Here is a 17080-nt window from a genome sequence, read left to right as displayed (position 1 = left end):
TAGCCTCAAAAGTTACCCATTAGATCTTTTGGTAAAATAGATTTCACACCTTTCAATTTCAATAAACTACTAAAAGTCAGCCATGACAAACTTCCAGAATTCCTGGTCCAAACCAACAACACCAAGCGTATCTGAAAAGTTGGGCGACGTCCTCAAGCCTAAAGGCGCATTAAAGCCAAGAATTGAGCAGGCAACAAGAAGCCTACAGAACCAAATCTCAAAACTTGACGGAATGCTGACCAAACTAAAGCAAAGGGAGGAAAAACTATTCCAAAGAGTAGTCCAAGCAACCCAAAAACACGATACTCACACTAGCAAAGTTTTAGCCAACGAACTAGCTGAAGTCCGAAAGGTCACCAAGATGCTAGGAAACTGCAGAATGGCGCTAGAACAAATCGAACTAAGACTAACAACATTCCACGACCTAGGAGACACCGTAGTCACAATAGCACCGACAATCGGCCTAATGAGAAGCCTCAAGTCTTCGCTGGGCAAGTTCATGCCAGAGGCAGACCACGAACTAGGTATGATGACCGAGATGCTAAACGGACTAATGGCGGAGTCCTTCTCAGGCGAGGGAGCGTTTGGCATGGATCAAAGCACAAACGAAGAGTCCGAAAGGATTCTAGAGGAAGCCGCAGCCGTAGCCGAAGCGTCCGTGGGCGACAGATTCCCATCTACGCCAGTAAGCTCCAAGACAGCAACCTCAACAAGATACCTCTAAAGTATCTCTTTTCCTTCTTTTATTCCAAAAACTGCCTAGTTCTGCATAGTTTACAATCCCAAAATTGTCTAGTTCTGTCTAGTTATGGTATAAACCTGCAATTTTGCCTACTTTTACACCAATTTGTGCCAAAAATACCCCGTTCCAACTGTGTTCCGCTGTGAAATGGCTATAGTTTTTGCCTAGATTCCTTGATGGACTTGACCTTGTTTTCCTCGCCTTCGACTACGCTGTCGATGCTGGCAAGTTTGCTTCGTAGGTTGCCTATTAGGGCGCCAACCTCGTCTGCCTGCTTTTCTACCTGGGCACGCTTGTTGGACAGATCCCGGATTCCGCGACCCTCTTCTTCTATGTATTCGCCAACTTTGACTAGTTTATCCTTTAAATTCTGAATATCTACGGATTCGTCCTCTATTTCCTTGACTAGCCTGGTTCGCTTGTCCTTTAGGTTCTTTATCATTAATCCCACATAATCAATGGCTTCTTCCAGCTTTGCGCGCTTGTTCATCAGGTCTGCAATGCCGATTTCAGAGCCAGATGGAGCCTGTTCCGCTGTGCGTTCCGCTTCAACTCGTGGTTTTTCCTGCTCTAACATACCAGTATCCTGTTCAAATTCCTCCGTCTTCTTAAATTTTTCAAACATTTTGTATCGGTTATGATAATGTTGCCATTTTATTCCTAATAAAGATAAAGTAAGACAAAATCCCACAAGTGGCAAAAATTTCCAACCCTGGTTTTTGAGGCCCATTTTTGCTCCCCCGCATCAAAAAATGCCCAATTCCAGCCGTTTCAGACACATGAAACACCCATTCCGCCGTGCGTTCCGCTTTGAGGTTTCAAAATGTCCCTAATCTAGACTGCAGTGTATTACCATACCATGTCAAAACAACAATACAGGTCCGAAATGGGCATAATGGGAGATATCCTCAATGTCACCATGGAAGGGGGCAGACAAGGAACTATTGTCTCTGCAATATCTAGAAGAGCAAACCTTTCGCACTATGCCGTAATTGACAAGTGTGAAAAGCTCTCTACCGCAGGCTTGGTCCAAACCGTCAAAACCGACAAGAACCGACTATATACAATCACCGAAAAAGGCATCGAGTTCGTCCAAGAGTTCCGCAAGTTCCAGTCCATCCTAGACACACTGAATTTGAGGTATTAACCATGAATAACCAAGAGGCAGTACTCTGTATCCAAGAGGAAATCGTTCCTAATCTAGAAGGAATGCTTTTTGTAAGGATTACAGATATCCTCATTAGAATGGTAAAAGCACCGCTACTGGCAATAGGACTTCTTCTTACAGTAGTACTGCCTACGCAATCTTTTGGTTCCCTTCGAGCCGTTGACTTTACAATTTACCCAGATGGCACTACTCATATTTCTCAACAATCGTCTGCCGACCCAACAGAACCAGAACTAAAGGTCCCGCTTTTTGGCAAATCCATTGATAATTTCGTAGTCCAAGACGAGGATGGCTTGCTGTTATCGTTTGAAATAGATAGCAAGGGCGCCACAATCCAGACCTTTGGCGCATCCTCCGTTTCTATCGAATATGACAGCTATGACCTAGTTTCAAAGAAGGGCAAGATCTGGACATTTGCAATAGATTCTCCAATCGACTATACCATCACAATGCCGGACGAGGCAACTGTAGTCGATATTGCAAATCCAGACAGCATTGACACTATAGATGAAAAACGCATCTCATTACTCAAAGGCAAAAACCAGATAGAGTATTTCTTTAGCACGTCAGGTCCAGCACTTTCTGCACTAAACGCAATAAACGAAGTAAGATCAATTCTTGAAGAAGCTACTACTAAAAACATTGATGTAACATCAGCACAAGAAAAGCTAGATCTGGCGATCTTTGCATATGACAACAAAAAATACGTCGATGCCGAGGATTTGGCGCTAGAAGCAAGTGCACTGGCACAGCAAAAAATAGACGAATTTGAGAAAAACAGCCAAAACTCGGTAACAAACCCAGTAGACTGGTTCAAAGACAATATCGCAGGAATCGCAACCTCGATTGTGGCAATAGGCGGCGCAGTCTCTGTACTTACACTTCTTCTCAAAAAGACCAAGAGCGCAGTCAAAAAGACAATGGGACCACTGCTCAGCAAAGACGAGGAGGATTCAGAGCCAGAACCAGAGGTAGATTCAGACGAGCTAGTAACCCAGGAAATGAGAGAAGACGACAAGCAGCTAGTAGCGTATTTGGAGAAAAACGGAGGCCAAGCCTTTGAGCGTGACCTGCGAAAGAAATTCCTCTTACCTAGAACCACAATGTGGCGAGCAGTAAAACGACTTGAACGACAAGGTGTTATAGAGATAGAGAAAAAAGACTTTCAGAATTTGGTTCGACTAAAGAAAAAGGAGGAATCCGCATGAAAACCGTACTGACACTTGCATTGTTTGCCCTAGTTGCTAGCATGATTGCAGCACCTGCATTTGCAGATTCCAAACTAGACTCGTTTGTAAATCTAGCAACAAAGGCAAGAGACCAAGTAAAGATCCAGCTAGACAGAATGCCTTCTGTATCAGAAGAGGCCAAGGCATTGTATGCGCAAGGTGATTCAGAAACTGAGCAACTAATCGCAGCTGTCAAGGCAGATGATGCCGTAGATGCAAAAAAGCACTTTTTGGCTGCAATGAAGGCATTCAGACAAGTAACCCAAGTATTCTCTGAAACAATCCCAACCCCTGAACCAGCAGCATCAAAGATGGCAGCACCAGTAGCTGATTTTGATTATAGTAATGCACTCAAAAGATTCGAGTCAAACATCAACATACTAAAAGCAAGTGCCAACAAAAATAATCTACCAATTGACTTTACCAAATTCGACAGTCTTTTGCAGACAGCCAAAACACATCTCGCAAATGGAGATATGGCCTCACTTGAAAAAACATTCGTAGAACTAAAGACAACCGGAACTGAGCTCCAAGCAACCATCAAAAACATGGTAACAGAGCGCTCCAACACAAGGGCAGTCTCTTTTGCAAACAAGTACATAACCAAAATTGACGCAGTTCTCGCACAAGCCAAGGAGCTAAACCTATCTGAGGAACAAATTACAAAACTCCAAAAGGCAAAAGAAGAATTGGCATCAAGTGGAGGCGATCCATCCCAAATCGTCATCAAAATAAAGCGAGTCTACCAAATCAACTTGGACCTGCTTGACGCCAAGAACCAAAAAATTATCTCAGAGATATCCAAGCTTGAAAGCAGACTATTACTATTAGAGCCAAAAATCGATGATACCATCAGACCCAAGTTTGATGAAGCAAAATCAATTCTGGCATTACTCAAAGACCCAACATCCAATGAGAATCCAATAAAACTACTAAGGGCGCTAGACTCTACAATAAAATCAATCGAGTCGTACTTTTTATCACAAACCCAGCCAACAAGTGCTGCATCAGAACAAAGTGCATCAGAACAAGTAGAGGCGCCAAAAGAGACACCAAAACAGGAAACATTCCAGTTATCAGAGACGCCAAAATCAGAACCTGAAGCGCTAAAAGCAGACACAAAGCAGCAAGAAAAGGCCCTAAAACAAGAAAAACAAAAGGCAAAGGACCAAAAATCGCAAAGAAACGCAGCCGAAATATCAAAGCTAGAGGCAAAGCTAGCTGAACTAGAACCACAAATAGATGATTCCATCAAACCAAAGTTCGATTCTGCGAAATCAATGCTTGCTAAGCTCAAGGAGACCGGTGCAGAGTCAAAAAAGACAATCCGGGCAATCAACGCGTTAATTGACGAGATTGTAGAGCACATCGAGTCGGCAGATTCTGAAGACTCTGACAGACCCTAACAAAACTTCATATAGATTTTGAAGAACAGCAAATTTGCATGGCATCAAAGCAGATCTCTGTTGGCGTCGGCATACCGATGATAATAGTGGGCGCATTGATGGCATTTTTGTGGGCACCAACAAACGCAGAATGGATTGAGACAATCGAGTTTGTCGGCGGCCTAATTGGAATTCTTGGCGTTATCTTTTTTGTGGCAGGCCTCATGTATACAAAGCAGCCTGTTCTGACCTAGTCTGAATTAAATAATGATTGTAATTAGATCGTCTACTTGAAAGTAAGGCTCTATGAGATATTCACATCCCTTGAAGGAGAAGGAATTCTTTACGGAACAAAAACCCTCTTTGTAAGGCTGGCAGGATGCCCCTTTACCTGCTTTTACTGCGATACCAAGGAATCACTTCCGATGGATTCTGGGCAAGAATACGAAATTGCAGATGCCTGCGCACTGATTGAAAAAAATCTCGCAGAAAACACCTACAAGGTCAATTTCACAGGAGGTGATCCACTAGTGCAGGCAGAGGCAGTTTCAGAAATGGCAAAATTCATCCAGTCAAAAAAAATCCCAACATATCTGGAATCATCATGCTTTGATTCAAAAAAATTTGCCAAGGTTCTGCCGTTTATTGATTACATCAAAATTGAGCTCAAAACCAAAGACTCGGAATTTGTCGATGCAAAACATTATTCTACGCTCATAGAAAATGCACTGGATTGCCTAAGACAATCAGTTGTAGCAAAAAAACCAACATACATCAAAATTGTCGTTTCATCAAAAACAGAACTGGAAACATTTTCAGATTTAGTGAAGAAAATTTTCAAAACTGTTGGCACTAGGGATCTTAAGGGTTTTATAATACAACCGACCTACGGAATAGCAGAACCAACATTGCAGAAACTTTTGAGCTTTTACGATGCAGTTTATTCTTACTATAGTGACGTACGTGTCGTACCGCAACTACACAAGCTGATAGGTGCACCATGAACAAAGAACGAGTGCGCAAGCTAGTCCGCGAGCTAATCATAGAATTAGGCGAAGATCCAACACGCGAAGGACTACGAGGAACACCAGAAAGAATTGCAGACATGTATGAGGAAATCTTTTCAGGCTATGATTCAGATTCGGAACTATCTGTCCAATTCTCAGAGGACTCGGACGCAGTTGTAGTAAAAGACATCAAGTTCTATTCCATGTGCGAGCATCACATGCTTCCATTCTTTGGCAAAATCAGCATCGCGTATCTTCCAAATGGCCGAGTCTTTGGCGTATCCAAGCTAGTAAGGCTTGTGGAAAAATACGCAAAACGTCTCCAAATTCAGGAACGCATGACAAAAGACATTGCAGATGAGCTATATGCTCAGGGAGTAAAGGGAGTAATGGTATTATCCGATGCAGAACATTTTTGCATGAAAATGAGAGGAGTCAAAAACGATGCAACAATGACTTCGGCTGCATATCGAGGATACTATGAAAGAAAGGAAAACCGCGAGGATGTTGTCGCCATAATTCGCAATTCTAAATCATCGCTTCTTTGAAAAAGATAAATAATCAAGTGCGAGGTTAGCTTTTTGTGGGAGTACACAACAACGTTCATGTTCCAGGGGAATCTTGGCCTCACTTTACGTGGCTTGCAATAGAGTTCTTTGTCGTTCTGGCAATAGCAGCCCTGAGTTCACGTGAGCTTACAAATATTATAGCAAAAGATGCAGCTCCTGCAATGCAAAACTGGTACTTTTTTGGAATAATTGCGGCAATTGTTCTTGGCTGGTACATGGGAATACGACACGGAATTTTGCGCAAAAAAGTCCTAGAAACCAGATACTAGATATTTTGTCTTGTCCTTAATTTTTGCCTGCACAAATGCAGACTTTCTGTTATTGCAGGACTCGCATTTTCCGCAATGATGTTTTGCGTTTGCATAACAACTCCACGTCTGAAATATCTTGCCGCCAAATTTTTCATAGCCTGACTTGATTAGCGTGCTCTTTGATATGCCTGTGGAATACGGCGACCAGATCTGAATTTTGTTTCTAATTCCTAGATTGATTCCATCAATTTCTCCCTGATTTAGGGCAGATTCCAGTTTTTTTGCAAATATAGGCCTGCAGTCTGGGTATTTTGTATCGTCTGTGTGGGCGCCATATGCGACAAGGGATGCCTTGAGTGAAAAAGCCCACGCAGTTGCAATTGTTACAAAAATTGCATTTCTGATTGGCACCACAATGGAATATTCAAATTTTGATGGGAGCGCCCTTTTGGAGCTGGTAAGTACATTGCTTGTCCCATAGAGTGATTTCATAAAGTCAAGTGGAATTATTTTGTGTTCTTTGAGGTGAAGTGTCTTTCCTACTTTTTTTGCCGCCTCTAGCTCCTTTGATGCTCTTTGTCCGTATGAAAACGTGATTCCATACAAGTCATATTTTTTGGCCAGATGAGCCCCAAGACATAACGAGTCCAGTCCGCCACTGAGAACCAGGACTGCTTTTTTCAATTTAGATCGTCTTTGCGCCGCCGCTTGGCTTGCAAATCACAACCGTACAATCTGTCTTTGCAGAAGCAAATCCCTTTTTCATTGCACTTGATATTTTGGCCAAGTTTGCTTTTTTTGTGGCAAATGAAATAACAGAAGGCCCAGCGCCGGAAATTGTAACGCCTAGTGCTCCTGCCCTCAGAGCGTTTTTCTTGACCGAATTGAACCCCGGAATCAGGTGTGCTCTTGCGGGCTCTACTATGATATCCTGAATTGATCGACCAATCAGCTCCGAGTCTTTACTCACAAATCCCGCAACGATTGCAGCTGCATTTGACAGATTAACCACCGAATCTGCAAGCGCTATTTGCTTTGGCACAACGCTTCTGGAGACTTGGGTCTTTTTTGCAGGAACCACCATCTTTGGCACAGCCACAACCAGTCTCAGATCGGACGGAGGCAAAACTTTGAGCACATCAAGAGGCTTGGTCCTAACTATGACAAATCCACCCAAAACAGACGCAGACACATTATCATAGTGAATAGAGCCTGCACTTGCACGCTCGCCAACCCCTGCACATTCTACTAAGGTGTTTCCGTCCAGCTTTAGGCCAAACAACCTATCAAACGCAATCGCAGTGGCGGCTGCAGAGGCCGCACTACTTCCCATCCCAAATCCGGCCGGGACTCCTTTTTTGATCTTGATTTGGATTCCGCTTTTTATCTTGAATTTTTTCTTCATGTACTGGACTACCAGTCCTGCGGTGTTCTTGCTTGGGGAAACAGGAATGGAATCGCCAGTAATTATTGAAATGCCATTTTTTTGCCTAGTCAAAGTAACCGTATCATAAAATGCATCCAGTGCAAGGCCAAACACGTCAAAGCCTGGGCCCAAATTGGCAGTAGATGATGGCGCTTTAGCAGTAATAGAGTTCATCAGTCTTCAATCTCCTCTCCTTGGTTAAGAATTCTGCTCAGCGAGCCTTCCAAGTTCACCATTCCCTCACCTGTTGCATTGGATACTGGAATCAGCCCCTGCGCAAAGCCAGACAGGTTCAAGCTGCGCAAAATGTTTGTCACAAGCACATAGGTCTCACCGTCTGCTTCTGCAGAGATAGCATTTTCCAGCGTTTTCAGATTTGTAGTCCAGCGCAATATTTCGGAAATCTTGTCTGCAATCAAGTCTGTTTTTGTTAGTACATTGATTGTCGGCATTCCCATTCGCAGTCTGATGGATGTGGCAAGAAGTGCCATGGACACAAAATTGACCGCAGTTGTGACTAGGACTCCGTCATACAAAAACAATGCCGACTTTTGATCTGCCATAAAATTATTCACAAAATACGGGCCGCTTGTTCTATATGCAAACAGCTCAATTTGTCCTGGTGTGTCAACAATCAAATAATCCGGATTTATCTTGTCCGCTTCCTCTTGCAGCTCGTCAAGCTTGGACGCAATCAAATCGTTTGCCATCATCAGTGCACCATTTGGGCCAAGATCGTACTGCTTCATTATGGATACAATATCTACAGAATCCCTGATGTCAATATCTGGCGTGTATGGTAGTGAGATCACACCTGGATCCAAATTCAAAATAGCGGTAAACGCTCCGTTTCTGGTGTAATATTCGTGAATTTTAGATGTGAGCAGTGATTTTCCAGAGCCTGCAGTTCCCGCAACAAAAATTGCTTTCAATTTGTAAATGTCAGAGTTGTTGGCTTATATTTGATTCAGTTAGAAACCTGCTAAAATGAAATGGCGAATCGTTGCATTTGCAGCTAGCCTTGTTCCGTTTTTGATAATTGCCATATCCTTTGATGTAAAGCCGGAGGACGTCTTTGCGGTAGGAATTGTGAACTTTCTTGCAGCCTTTGCGGCAATGATGGGAAAATTATTCCTGCAGGGAATAAAGTTCCATTATATCATAGGTGTGTTTCACGGAAAAATAGAATCGCTTTGGAGAACCATCTTTGTGAGAATTGGCTCTGAATTTGTAACAATGACTACACCTATGTTTGTCGGTGGAGAAGTGGTCAGAATCTACTGGATGAACAAGCGTGGCATGCCCACATCAAAGGCATCCTGGCTTGGAATATTTGAGATTGTAACAGAGGTCTTGGCAGCAGGCGTCTTGTCATTGACTGCTGGAATAGTAGCCATTTTAGCTGGACATGCAATAATTGGCGCAATTGTCCTAGGCACCACGATTCCAGTTGTTGGATTGTGGACGGGATTATTCTTTTTGACTGCCAAGCGAGACTTTCAGGTGCCAAAAATCTTTGTAAATCTGGTATTGCGATTACGCAAGGAAAAAGGCCAGGAATATTTGGACAAGACCAACGAGTGGATGGCCGATGTATGTACCATGACGCGCCAAAACATTCGTGCACCACACGCAAAAAAGGCATTTGTGATATCGTTTTTGATCTCACTTGCGTCTTGGCTCGTCTTTGGAATCTCGTTCATGTTCATTTCATTTGGAACCGAGCAGACAGTAAGCGCAATAGACTCTATTTTGGCAGTAATGGCAGGCAACGCAATTGGAAACATGCCTATCACGGTTGGGGGTTCGGGTCTTGCGGAATTTGGAACGTGGGCGTATTTATCGCATTTAGATGAGTTCAAGCTGGAGCTGCCAAGCGACAGCGTAGAATGGGACGCAATCATTGCTTGGAGAATTGCGACATATCAATTGCCAATTCCGATTGCATGGTTTTTGCTAATGAAGATGGCGCTGCGCAAATACCAAAAACCATCTGAATAGAAAGCAACATATCGTTACTGTATAATTCCACAAAACATGCCATTCAAAGACAAAGTCGTAGTGATTACCGGCGCATCAAGTGGGATTGGCAGATCAGCTGCAATCGAGTTTGCAAACAAGAGTGCAAAGCTAGTTCTGGTATCGCGAAGAAAGGAAAAGCTAGAAGAACTGCAACAATTGCTAAAATCTGATACCTTAGTCTGTCCATGCGATGTCTCTGATAAGGACCAAGTCAAGACAATGGCAGCCCAAGTCTTGGATAAATTCGGCAAAGTCGACATTTTAGTAAACAATGCAGGCTTTGCAATCTACGGGACAGTATCGGATCTTTCCATAGAAGAAATTGAATCCCAAATGAGGACAAACTATCTAGGAATGGTATACTGCACAAAGAATTTTCTTCCAATATTTCAAAAGCAAAATTCCGGCCGTATTGTGAATGTAGCATCTGTTGCAGCTTCGTTTGGCCTGCCAGGGATTGCCTCGTACTGCGCATCAAAGTTTGCAATGCTTGGCTTTTCTGAGGGACTAAAACACGAACTAAAGGGAACAAACATTGGTGTAACTGTAGTCAGCCCAATAATGGTTAGAACCCATTTCTTTGATCATGAGTCATTTAGCAAAATGCCAAAATATTCCCCAACCTCGCTAGATCCAAAAATAGTGGCAAAGGCAATTCTGAGAGCATCCGAATCATCAAGACTGGAAATCATTGTACCAAATATAGTGCGAATCGGAGTCTGGCTAAAACACACAATTCCGTTTGTGATAAATCCAGTCATGGGTGCGGCATTTAGAAAACTGCAAAAATAATCCTATTCTTCTGATTCTTCCGAGCCAGAATCATCTGATGCGACATCCATCGGTGTTAGCTTTTGCAGCTCAAACTGGTATATTGCCGACATTTCAATTTCTTTTTCCTTTTTTAGAAATTCAACTGTCTTTTTTGCAAGTGGCGCCTTGAGCATGTTTATTGCAAATTCATACACGACTCCTGTCTGGCACTCAGCCGGCTTGACATTTTTTGGCAAATCAAGCGTCACTATGTGGCGACCGTCCTCTACTGCCTCGTATAATTGCGCATCAATTTTTTTGTCAGCCTCATACACCTCAAGAATATAGCCAATTCTTGTTAGCAGTTCTGGCTTGGCAAACTTGGCATTCTTTATGTCATCTAAAACCCAGTCTGGGAGCTCGTCCTTCTTTTTTACCAAGAAACACCAATCCTATAGCTTGTCTTTTTTACTTTTTTGCCACCAATCCAAGTAGTCATAGTGCTTGTCTTCTTTGGTTGGATCTCGTCTGTTCACCTTTTCGCGAATGTCGCCTACTTGCTCTCGTGTGGCATACAGACCACATCTTTTGCAGATGTAGTGCTTTGTTACTGGATCAAACTTCATGGGGATTTCTATTTGCTCTAGGAGCTTTTGGACTCCTTCCTGGCTTCCACTGGCAGCCTCTCGCTCAATTACTGCTTTGCGTTCTCTTGCTACACATTCTGGGCAATTAACCAATGAGTTTGCCAGAAAATTTTTCCATAAAAGCGTTCCCACTGGAAAGCCAAAATCTGGTACGCGGATCATTATCATCATCCCTTTCGGTCATTTCGCCCATCGAAATACCGCGTACCAGACCATTCTACTGCGATCAAAAAAGCTATTATCTCTTATCGTGATTCTAGCATCTCTGCAGCTAGCTTGGCAGTGGTCCTAGCGCCGTTTGCCACAAAGTTCTTTTGGTATTGTTTTACTGTGTCCACAAAGGAATCATAGTTTTCCTTTAGATGCGAAATGCCAAAAACAAGCTGCTTTGTGTTGTTTGCCAATATGCCAAGTCTGTGCTCTTGCGCCCACTGGATCTGGTTTGTCTGCTCGTCATACACAGGGATGCCGATTATTGGCTTTGCCTTTATTCCAATAATTTCGCCCATCACGGTATGTGAGCCGTTGATTACTGCATAGTCACATTCTTCCAAGACTGTTTCTTTTTGCGATTCTGATAGGAATCCTACGTCGATTTGAATCCAGTCTATTTTCTTTTCCAGCGCCTCTGAAATGGAATGTGTCTTGCCGTCTGCATCCTTTACTTTGTCAATTGATTGGTCTGCTCTTGCATGCGAGATGATTCGCTTTTCCTTTTTCATCTGGGAAAACGCTTCCTCATATTTTTTTCCGGTGATGTCGTTTGTGCTCTTGTTGCCAGTTCTCATCCAATAACCAAACTTATGGCCTTCAATCAGCTTTTCAAGATCAGATTTTACGTCGGATTTTTTCTTTTTGTCAGATGCAAAATGGCCCACATACACTACTTTTTCTTTGAGTTTTTCTGGAAAATTGAGATTATATTCGCACATGGTATATGGAGGCGGTGAGTCGGCAACTGCTATCTTTGTTGCCTTGGCAATTTGTTTTGATACGTACCATACTCCTGGATAAAAGTAAAATCTGGACTTCCAAAGCCTTGGCCTAAACTGGTTTGTTATGAATATGGAGGGAATGTTTCTGTTTTTTGCTAAAACGTTTGGGCCCATATCTCCATCATTAATCACAAGATCAAATTTTAGCGAATCAAAAAGTGCGCGCTCTTCTTTTAGGTAGCTTGCAACCTGTTTTACTACTGGTGGGTTGCCTCGTACTGGCAATAATGCGTTAACCATTGATAAGAACACGTCAGGCCCATATTTGCCGTCAATTGGGGTCGGGGCAAGTGCTTTATGCACATTTTCCTTGGGGAATTTTTGCAGCAGTTTTTGGTAGATTTCGTCCTTACTTGCAAAATGAGCCTCATACTGTGGAATAAAGTTTGGCAGCTCCTCATTTAGAGACATCATCCGGGAATAGTGACCGTTTCCCCACGAATAGATGAACTGGCCTATCTTTTTCATTGCAACACCTCAAATTCTGCACAATAAATTTTCAGTGCTCAAGAGAATCCAAAATGTCGTGAATATTGTTTGGGCCAATCTTGACTGTGACTGATTGGTGTGACTTGACCGCCTTTTGTATGATTCCAGATACATCGTCTTTGCTCTTGGTGAATCTGAGTGAGCCAAGCTTTTCTATTCTGGACAGATATTTTCCAAGGCCGATTTCTTTTGCAGTGTCTATGATTGCCTGATCCAGCCCGGCAAGCGCAATCCACGGAATCAACTTGCTTTTTGTCACAATGTCTAGGCTTTGCTCAATTAGCCAAACTGGAAACACAAGTGGCGATAGGGAAAGGCAAACCCGCTGGATCTTTTGCTTTTTTGCAAGCTGGCACAAAACTCCAGATGTCACAAGAATTTTTTGCTGCAGCGTCTTTGCAGTATCTTTTATTGCAATTTGGCAAAAGTCAAGTGTTACTGACGAGCTTGGCAGTCTTGGGATGATCCTATTTGTCATCTTGACTAGCTCCATCAAGTTTGCATCCGTGGTGTAGCAAACCAAGATTCTAACATCAAATCCCTGCTTTATTGCCTCAAGGCAGGAAATCGCAGAAAGCTCATCAAAAATACAACACAAAATCTGTTCCTCTTGGGAATTGTATGGAACTCCGCCGTGGCCTTTTTCCAAAAATATCGAAACATATGCATTCTTTTTGGTAAGATAACAATGGATTAACTTGTCATGTTTTGCCTCAGTTCCCGGCTTGCAGTCCATGTCTACAGTCTTTTCAATTAGTGCAGATGTTGCAGCAATCTCTACGTCTTTTGGCAAATAACCAGATGCATGGCCTTCCACTTTGACATAGAAAACCTCACCACGCAACAAAAGGCTGGTACCGATTTTTGCAACAGTGGACACTATTCCATTGAACTTGTTCTCAGTTCGTCTTGCAATGGAGACTTGGCCTACACCAAAAAGCTGATTTATTGCAGACGATGCAAAGACTGGATCGTTTGCATCTATTATTATGAGATCATCGTCCTTTGTAATTGTGGAATATCTCTGGTTCTGAATTTTGAGAATTTTTTTAATGTTTGATACTAGCAGGCTTTGTTTGTTTTTGGCAAAAATCGACGGAAAAACAACGACAAATGCAGGCTCGTTCATTTTTTTTCATGCCAAAACCCTGCTTATAATTCTCAATGATCCCTCCAAATAATTATAAGACAAATTTCGACCATTACCTACAGTTGTACACGCAAGAAGAAATCGACAAGGTAAACGCCCGACTCAAAACTCCAGAAGATGCACTAAGGTGGGCGTATGAAACATTTGGCGACAAAATTGCCAAAGCATCAAGCTTTGGCCCAGAAGACAGCGTTGTCACCGACATGATCATAAAAATAAACCCAAAGGCGAGATTTTTCACACTGGATACTGGCCGACTAAACCAGGAAACCTATGACGTGATGGACGCCATAGCAAAAAAATACAATATCAATTTTGAGGTAATGTTCCCAGAGACGGCAGCAGTAGAAGAAATGGTCCGCACAAAGGGGATCAACCTGTTCTATGACTCGGTAGAAAACAGAAAGCTCTGCTGTGAAATAAGAAAGGTCCGCCCCTTGAACAAAATTCTCTCAACGCTGGATGCCTGGGTTACAGGCCTGCGACGGGACCAAAACGAAAACCGATCCCATGCAGCAATGGTGGAGCTAGACCACCTTCATGGCGGAATAGTAAAGGTAAACCCGATCATAGAGTGGACATGGGACCAAGTGTTATCGTACATCAAAGAGCGCAATTTGCCATATAACAAACTCCTAGACCGCGGCTACACCAGCATTGGCTGTGAGCCGTGCACCAGAGCGATCAAGCCAGGCGAGGACCTCCGTGCAGGGAGGTGGTGGTGGGAGTCTGATACACATAAAGAGTGTGGCTTGCACATGAAACACTGAAGACATGGACGCAATACGACCACACGGCGGAAGACTGGTAAGCCGAATTTCGCAAAAAAACACGGCAGGAATATTTTCCATTTCTGTCAGCGAAGATCTGGCAAACGACGTTGAAAACATTGCAGACGGAATTTTCAGCCCACTGGAGGGATTTCTGGTAAAATCAGACTTTGATGGTGTTGTATCAAAGGGAAGGCTGGCAAGTGATCTTGCATGGACCGTTCCAATAGTGCTTGATGTGGACAAGGAAACCGCGCAAAAGGCAAAGGATTCAGGCGATGTTGCGTTAAAGACAACTCATGGCGAGTTTGCCGTATTGCACGTAGAGGAAATCTACACCTTTGATAAAACAAAAACGTCACAGGCAGTCTATGGCACAACTGATGTGAATCACCCAGGCGTTGCAAAAACAATGTCCATGAATGACTATCTTGTCGGCGGCAAAATCGACTATATCAAAAGACCAAGCGCAGACCCAATTCGAAAATACAGACTAATTCCAACTGATACAAGAAAGGCATTCTCAGACGCTGGCTGGAAGACCATAGCTGCATTTCAGACAAGAAATCCACCACATGTTGCGCACGAAATGCTTCAAAAAGAGTCGTTTTTGTCATGCGACGGCGTATTTGTAAATCCACTGATAGGCAAGAAAAAATCCGGTGACTTTGTAGACGAAGTTATTTTGGAGTCATACATTGCCATGATTGAGAATTATTACCCAAAGAACAGGTGCACGCTTGCAACCCTGCACACAGAAATGAGATATGCAGGGCCAAAAGAAGCAATTCACCACGCCATAATGAGACAAAACTATGGCTGCACCAATATCATAATCGGCCGAGACCATGCAGGAGTAGGCAAATACTATTCCCCGTTTGCAGCACAAGAAATCTTCTCTGACTATCCAGACTTGGACATCAAGCCCTTGTTCTTCCCGGCATTTTATTATTGCAAAAAATGCCTTGCATTTACAAATGAGCGCGCATGCCCTCACTCACCAGACTTTCATGAGCAAATCAGCGGAACCAAGCTCCGACAAATCATAGATGAGGGCAAGTCTCCATCCGAATTTATCATGAGGCCCGAAGTGGTCAAGGTAATCCAGTCATTCAAAAAGCCGTTTGTAGAATGAAACTCCTAGCTTTATCTTTCCTTGCAATGTCTTTGGTCATTCCTGCATATGCACAGGAACACAGCAATCCATCGTTGTTATTAGAAAACATCAGCGTTCCAGCAAGTGATTTTAACAAAATACAAGAAGACATTACAATAATTCCACTAAAAGAAGAACATCCTGTGTCTTGGCAAGTCACCATCAAAAATGATCTTCTTTATTCAAATCCAAACGGAAACGCCATACTGCGGCTATACGATGCAAAAATAGAAAACAAGTTCGTCGAAATAGGCATGGGAAGTCCGCCTGAGCGAAAGTTCTGGGTTGCACTCAACTTTCCAGAAGAAGGATATCTGCCAGCAACAAGACTGGACAAGAACGGATGGTTTGATGGAGCCAAAGTGGTTGCAGCATACAGCGACTCGCAGGGAATCACGGTGAACAACGGCCAAAGAGTTGTAGTCAGCGGAATTGATCTGAAAAACTTTGTAATTGGAAGCTATTCCGTATATGGAATGAACGAGCCAACCGATCCTCCGGCAATAAACTCTGGAACGTTTACTATGGATATTATGTCTGGTGACGCATCAAAGAATCCATTTCATTATTATCCGTTCTTTGTGGCAGGCGGAGTTGGCGCCCTGATCGGCGTGCTATTGCTGACTAAGCGCCGTTCTTCATAGAATAATACTTGCAGAGATTTTTTATTTTGCAGACATTGCACATTGGGGAAACTGGCTTGCAAATGTTTTGGCCATACATGACAAAGGTATCGTTTATCTGAAGCCAGAACTTTTTTGGGATTTTCTCCATTAGTTCTTGCTCTGTCTGCTCTGGCGTCTTGGTCTGGACGAGCCCTAACCTGTTTGAGATTCGGTGCACGTGAATGTCTACGGGTATTGCCGGCTGCTCAAACGCATACACCAAGACACAGTTTGCTGTCTTTCGGCCTACCCCTGGCAGGCCCACCAGTGCATCCATGTTTTCTGGGACCTTGCCCTTGTATTGGGCATGAATTATCTTTGCTACTTGTATGATTCGCCTTGCCTTGACGTGATAAAACCCAATGGAGTGGATTATTTTTTCAACGTCCTTTACTTTGGCCCCTGCCAATTCCTTTGCGTTTTTGTAGCGCAAAAACAGTGATTTTACTACCTTAGCAGTATTTTCATCCTTGGTCCTTGCCGACAAAATGGTGCCAATCAATATTGCAAACGGATCTCCCTGCTCGGATTCGCGCAACTCCCGCAGTGCAGTCATTCTTGGGGGCTTGACTGCATTCATGGTTTGAATCATGCCGGAGAGAATCTTTTGCATGATTTTTTTTGTGCAAATCCAATAATAAACCTGCAACAAGTAT

General features: G+C 43.1%; 22 protein-coding genes. 13 read left to right on the top strand and 9 right to left on the bottom strand.

From position 1 onward, the window contains the following. Positions 1-82 precede the first annotated feature (82 nt). Positions 83-724, top strand: coding sequence for a Snf7 family protein (locus NAQ_RS06975; protein ID WP_100182850.1), 642 nt, complete (start codon positions 83-85; stop codon positions 722-724). Between the two features lie 169 nt (positions 725-893). On the opposite strand, the gene NAQ_RS06970 is transcribed toward NAQ_RS06975, so the two are convergent. Continuing rightward, on the bottom strand, positions 894-1367 hold the full coding sequence (locus NAQ_RS06970; protein ID WP_100182849.1) for a transcriptional regulator: 474 nt from the start codon (positions 1365-1367) through the stop codon (positions 894-896). 234 nt (positions 1368-1601) lie between these two features. Between NAQ_RS06970 and NAQ_RS06965 the strand changes: the two genes are divergently transcribed. The 7 genes from NAQ_RS06965 to NAQ_RS06935 are packed head-to-tail and all read left to right on the top strand — an operon-like array spanning position 1602 to position 6369. Next, positions 1602-1889, top strand: coding sequence for a winged helix-turn-helix domain-containing protein (locus NAQ_RS06965; protein ID WP_177585570.1), 288 nt, complete (start codon positions 1602-1604; stop codon positions 1887-1889). Between the two features lie 2 nt (positions 1890-1891). Further along, positions 1892-3118, top strand: a complete 1227-nt coding sequence (locus NAQ_RS06960) for a helix-turn-helix transcriptional regulator (RefSeq protein ID WP_100182847.1) — start codon at positions 1892-1894, stop codon at positions 3116-3118. Continuing rightward, on the top strand, positions 3115-4545 hold the full coding sequence (locus NAQ_RS06955) for a hypothetical protein (protein ID WP_100182846.1): 1431 nt from the start codon (positions 3115-3117) through the stop codon (positions 4543-4545). Before NAQ_RS06960 ends, NAQ_RS06955 begins: the two co-directional genes overlap by 4 nt. Before the next feature lie 38 nt (positions 4546-4583). Continuing rightward, a complete protein-coding gene (locus NAQ_RS06950; RefSeq protein WP_100182845.1) occupies positions 4584-4778 on the top strand; it encodes a hypothetical protein in 195 nt (64 codons plus the stop codon). A gap of 36 nt (positions 4779-4814) precedes the next feature. After that, on the top strand, positions 4815-5528 hold the full coding sequence (locus NAQ_RS06945; RefSeq protein ID WP_100182844.1) for a 7-carboxy-7-deazaguanine synthase QueE: 714 nt from the start codon (positions 4815-4817) through the stop codon (positions 5526-5528). Next, on the top strand, positions 5525-6079 hold the full coding sequence (gene folE / locus NAQ_RS06940) for a GTP cyclohydrolase I FolE (RefSeq protein ID WP_100182843.1): 555 nt from the start codon (positions 5525-5527) through the stop codon (positions 6077-6079). Before NAQ_RS06945 ends, folE begins: the two co-directional genes overlap by 4 nt. Positions 6080-6114: 35 nt before the next feature. Beyond that, positions 6115-6369, top strand: coding sequence for a hypothetical protein (locus tag NAQ_RS06935; protein ID WP_100182842.1), 255 nt, complete (start codon positions 6115-6117; stop codon positions 6367-6369). On the opposite strand, the gene NAQ_RS06930 is transcribed toward NAQ_RS06935, so the two are convergent. Genes NAQ_RS06930 through NAQ_RS06920 form a run of 3 tightly spaced genes read right to left on the bottom strand, consistent with a single transcriptional unit; the run spans position 6352 to position 8709 of the window. Next, a complete protein-coding gene (locus NAQ_RS06930) occupies positions 6352-7035 on the bottom strand; it encodes a 7-cyano-7-deazaguanine synthase (RefSeq protein ID WP_100182841.1) in 684 nt (227 codons plus the stop codon). The genes NAQ_RS06935 and NAQ_RS06930 overlap by 18 nt on opposite strands. Before the next feature lies 1 nt (position 7036). Further along, positions 7037-7951, bottom strand: coding sequence for a homoserine kinase (locus NAQ_RS06925; RefSeq protein WP_420887479.1), 915 nt, complete (start codon positions 7949-7951; stop codon positions 7037-7039). After that, complete coding sequence (locus NAQ_RS06920) at positions 7951-8709, bottom strand: ATP/GTP-binding protein (protein WP_100182839.1); 759 nt, start codon at positions 8707-8709, stop codon at positions 7951-7953. The genes NAQ_RS06925 and NAQ_RS06920 overlap by 1 nt, the downstream gene beginning before the upstream one ends. Before the next feature lie 55 nt (positions 8710-8764). On the opposite strand from NAQ_RS06920, the gene NAQ_RS06915 reads away from it, so the two are divergent. Both NAQ_RS06915 and NAQ_RS06910 read left to right on the top strand, forming a co-directional pair. Continuing rightward, complete coding sequence (locus tag NAQ_RS06915) at positions 8765-9778, top strand: lysylphosphatidylglycerol synthase transmembrane domain-containing protein (RefSeq protein WP_100182838.1); 1014 nt, start codon at positions 8765-8767, stop codon at positions 9776-9778. Between the two features lie 36 nt (positions 9779-9814). Then, a complete protein-coding gene (locus NAQ_RS06910; protein WP_100182837.1) occupies positions 9815-10591 on the top strand; it encodes an SDR family NAD(P)-dependent oxidoreductase in 777 nt (258 codons plus the stop codon). A 2-nt stretch (positions 10592-10593) separates the two neighbouring features. On the opposite strand, the gene NAQ_RS06905 is transcribed toward NAQ_RS06910, so the two are convergent. The 4 genes from NAQ_RS06905 to NAQ_RS06890 form a co-directional block, all read right to left on the bottom strand. Next, positions 10594-10992, bottom strand: a complete 399-nt coding sequence (locus tag NAQ_RS06905; protein ID WP_100182836.1) for a hypothetical protein — start codon at positions 10990-10992, stop codon at positions 10594-10596. A 12-nt stretch (positions 10993-11004) separates the two neighbouring features. After that, positions 11005-11292, bottom strand: a complete 288-nt coding sequence (locus tag NAQ_RS06900) for a hypothetical protein (RefSeq protein WP_100183504.1) — start codon at positions 11290-11292, stop codon at positions 11005-11007. 152 nt (positions 11293-11444) lie between these two features. Continuing rightward, positions 11445-12662 (bottom strand): glycosyltransferase, encoded by a 1218-nt coding sequence (locus NAQ_RS06895; protein WP_100182835.1) that lies wholly within the window; start codon positions 12660-12662, stop codon positions 11445-11447. A gap of 31 nt (positions 12663-12693) precedes the next feature. Beyond that, complete coding sequence (locus NAQ_RS06890; RefSeq protein WP_100182834.1) at positions 12694-13812, bottom strand: thiamine biosynthesis protein; 1119 nt, start codon at positions 13810-13812, stop codon at positions 12694-12696. Between the two features lie 35 nt (positions 13813-13847). On the opposite strand from NAQ_RS06890, the gene NAQ_RS06885 reads away from it, so the two are divergent. The 3 genes from NAQ_RS06885 to NAQ_RS06875 are packed head-to-tail and all read left to right on the top strand — an operon-like array spanning position 13848 to position 16403. Next, entirely contained in the window at positions 13848-14603 is a 756-nt protein-coding gene (locus tag NAQ_RS06885; protein ID WP_100182833.1) for a phosphoadenylyl-sulfate reductase, read from the top strand. Positions 14604-14607: 4 nt separating this feature from the next. Beyond that, positions 14608-15738: a sulfate adenylyltransferase gene (gene sat / locus NAQ_RS06880; protein WP_100182832.1), complete on the top strand. Its 1131-nt coding sequence runs from the start codon at positions 14608-14610 to the stop codon at positions 15736-15738. Next, positions 15735-16403 (top strand): hypothetical protein, encoded by a 669-nt coding sequence (locus NAQ_RS06875; protein WP_100182831.1) that lies wholly within the window; start codon positions 15735-15737, stop codon positions 16401-16403. The genes sat and NAQ_RS06875 overlap by 4 nt, the downstream gene beginning before the upstream one ends. Here NAQ_RS06875 and NAQ_RS06870 read toward each other — a convergent pair. Next, positions 16384-17037, bottom strand: coding sequence for an endonuclease III domain-containing protein (locus NAQ_RS06870; protein WP_100183503.1), 654 nt, complete (start codon positions 17035-17037; stop codon positions 16384-16386). The genes NAQ_RS06875 and NAQ_RS06870 overlap by 20 nt on opposite strands. Between the last annotated feature and the right edge of the window lie 43 nt (positions 17038-17080).

Source organism: Candidatus Nitrosotenuis aquarius (assembly GCF_002787055.1).
In the GTDB taxonomy this organism is placed as follows: Archaea; Thermoproteota; Nitrososphaeria; order Nitrososphaerales; family Nitrosopumilaceae; genus Nitrosotenuis; species Nitrosotenuis aquarius.
This window is presented reverse-complemented; position numbering and strand designations above follow the sequence as displayed.

What these genes read in the sequence shown, in the direction of transcription:
- NAQ_RS06975 (WP_100182850.1), top strand. Translation starts at nt 83, where the DNA reads ATGACAAACTTCCAGAATTCCTGGTCCAAACCAACAACACCAAGCGTA.
- NAQ_RS06970 (WP_100182849.1), bottom strand. Translation starts at nt 1,367, where the DNA reads ATGTTTGAAAAATTTAAGAAGACGGAGGAATTTGAACAGGATACTGGT.
- NAQ_RS06965 (WP_177585570.1), top strand. Translation starts at nt 1,602, where the DNA reads ATGTCAAAACAACAATACAGGTCCGAAATGGGCATAATGGGAGATATC.
- NAQ_RS06960 (WP_100182847.1), top strand. Translation starts at nt 1,892, where the DNA reads ATGAATAACCAAGAGGCAGTACTCTGTATCCAAGAGGAAATCGTTCCT.
- NAQ_RS06955 (WP_100182846.1), top strand. Translation starts at nt 3,115, where the DNA reads ATGAAAACCGTACTGACACTTGCATTGTTTGCCCTAGTTGCTAGCATG.
- NAQ_RS06950 (WP_100182845.1), top strand. Translation starts at nt 4,584, where the DNA reads ATGGCATCAAAGCAGATCTCTGTTGGCGTCGGCATACCGATGATAATA.
- folE (WP_100182843.1), top strand. Translation starts at nt 5,525, where the DNA reads ATGAACAAAGAACGAGTGCGCAAGCTAGTCCGCGAGCTAATCATAGAA.
- NAQ_RS06925 (WP_420887479.1), bottom strand. Translation starts at nt 7,951, where the DNA reads ATGAACTCTATTACTGCTAAAGCGCCATCATCTACTGCCAATTTGGGC.
- NAQ_RS06915 (WP_100182838.1), top strand. Translation starts at nt 8,765, where the DNA reads ATGAAATGGCGAATCGTTGCATTTGCAGCTAGCCTTGTTCCGTTTTTG.
- NAQ_RS06910 (WP_100182837.1), top strand. Translation starts at nt 9,815, where the DNA reads ATGCCATTCAAAGACAAAGTCGTAGTGATTACCGGCGCATCAAGTGGG.
- NAQ_RS06895 (WP_100182835.1), bottom strand. Translation starts at nt 12,662, where the DNA reads ATGAAAAAGATAGGCCAGTTCATCTATTCGTGGGGAAACGGTCACTAT.
- NAQ_RS06890 (WP_100182834.1), bottom strand. Translation starts at nt 13,812, where the DNA reads ATGAACGAGCCTGCATTTGTCGTTGTTTTTCCGTCGATTTTTGCCAAA.
- NAQ_RS06885 (WP_100182833.1), top strand. Translation starts at nt 13,848, where the DNA reads ATGATCCCTCCAAATAATTATAAGACAAATTTCGACCATTACCTACAG.
- sat (WP_100182832.1), top strand. Translation starts at nt 14,608, where the DNA reads ATGGACGCAATACGACCACACGGCGGAAGACTGGTAAGCCGAATTTCG.
- NAQ_RS06875 (WP_100182831.1), top strand. Translation starts at nt 15,735, where the DNA reads ATGAAACTCCTAGCTTTATCTTTCCTTGCAATGTCTTTGGTCATTCCT.
- NAQ_RS06870 (WP_100183503.1), bottom strand. Translation starts at nt 17,037, where the DNA reads ATGCAAAAGATTCTCTCCGGCATGATTCAAACCATGAATGCAGTCAAG.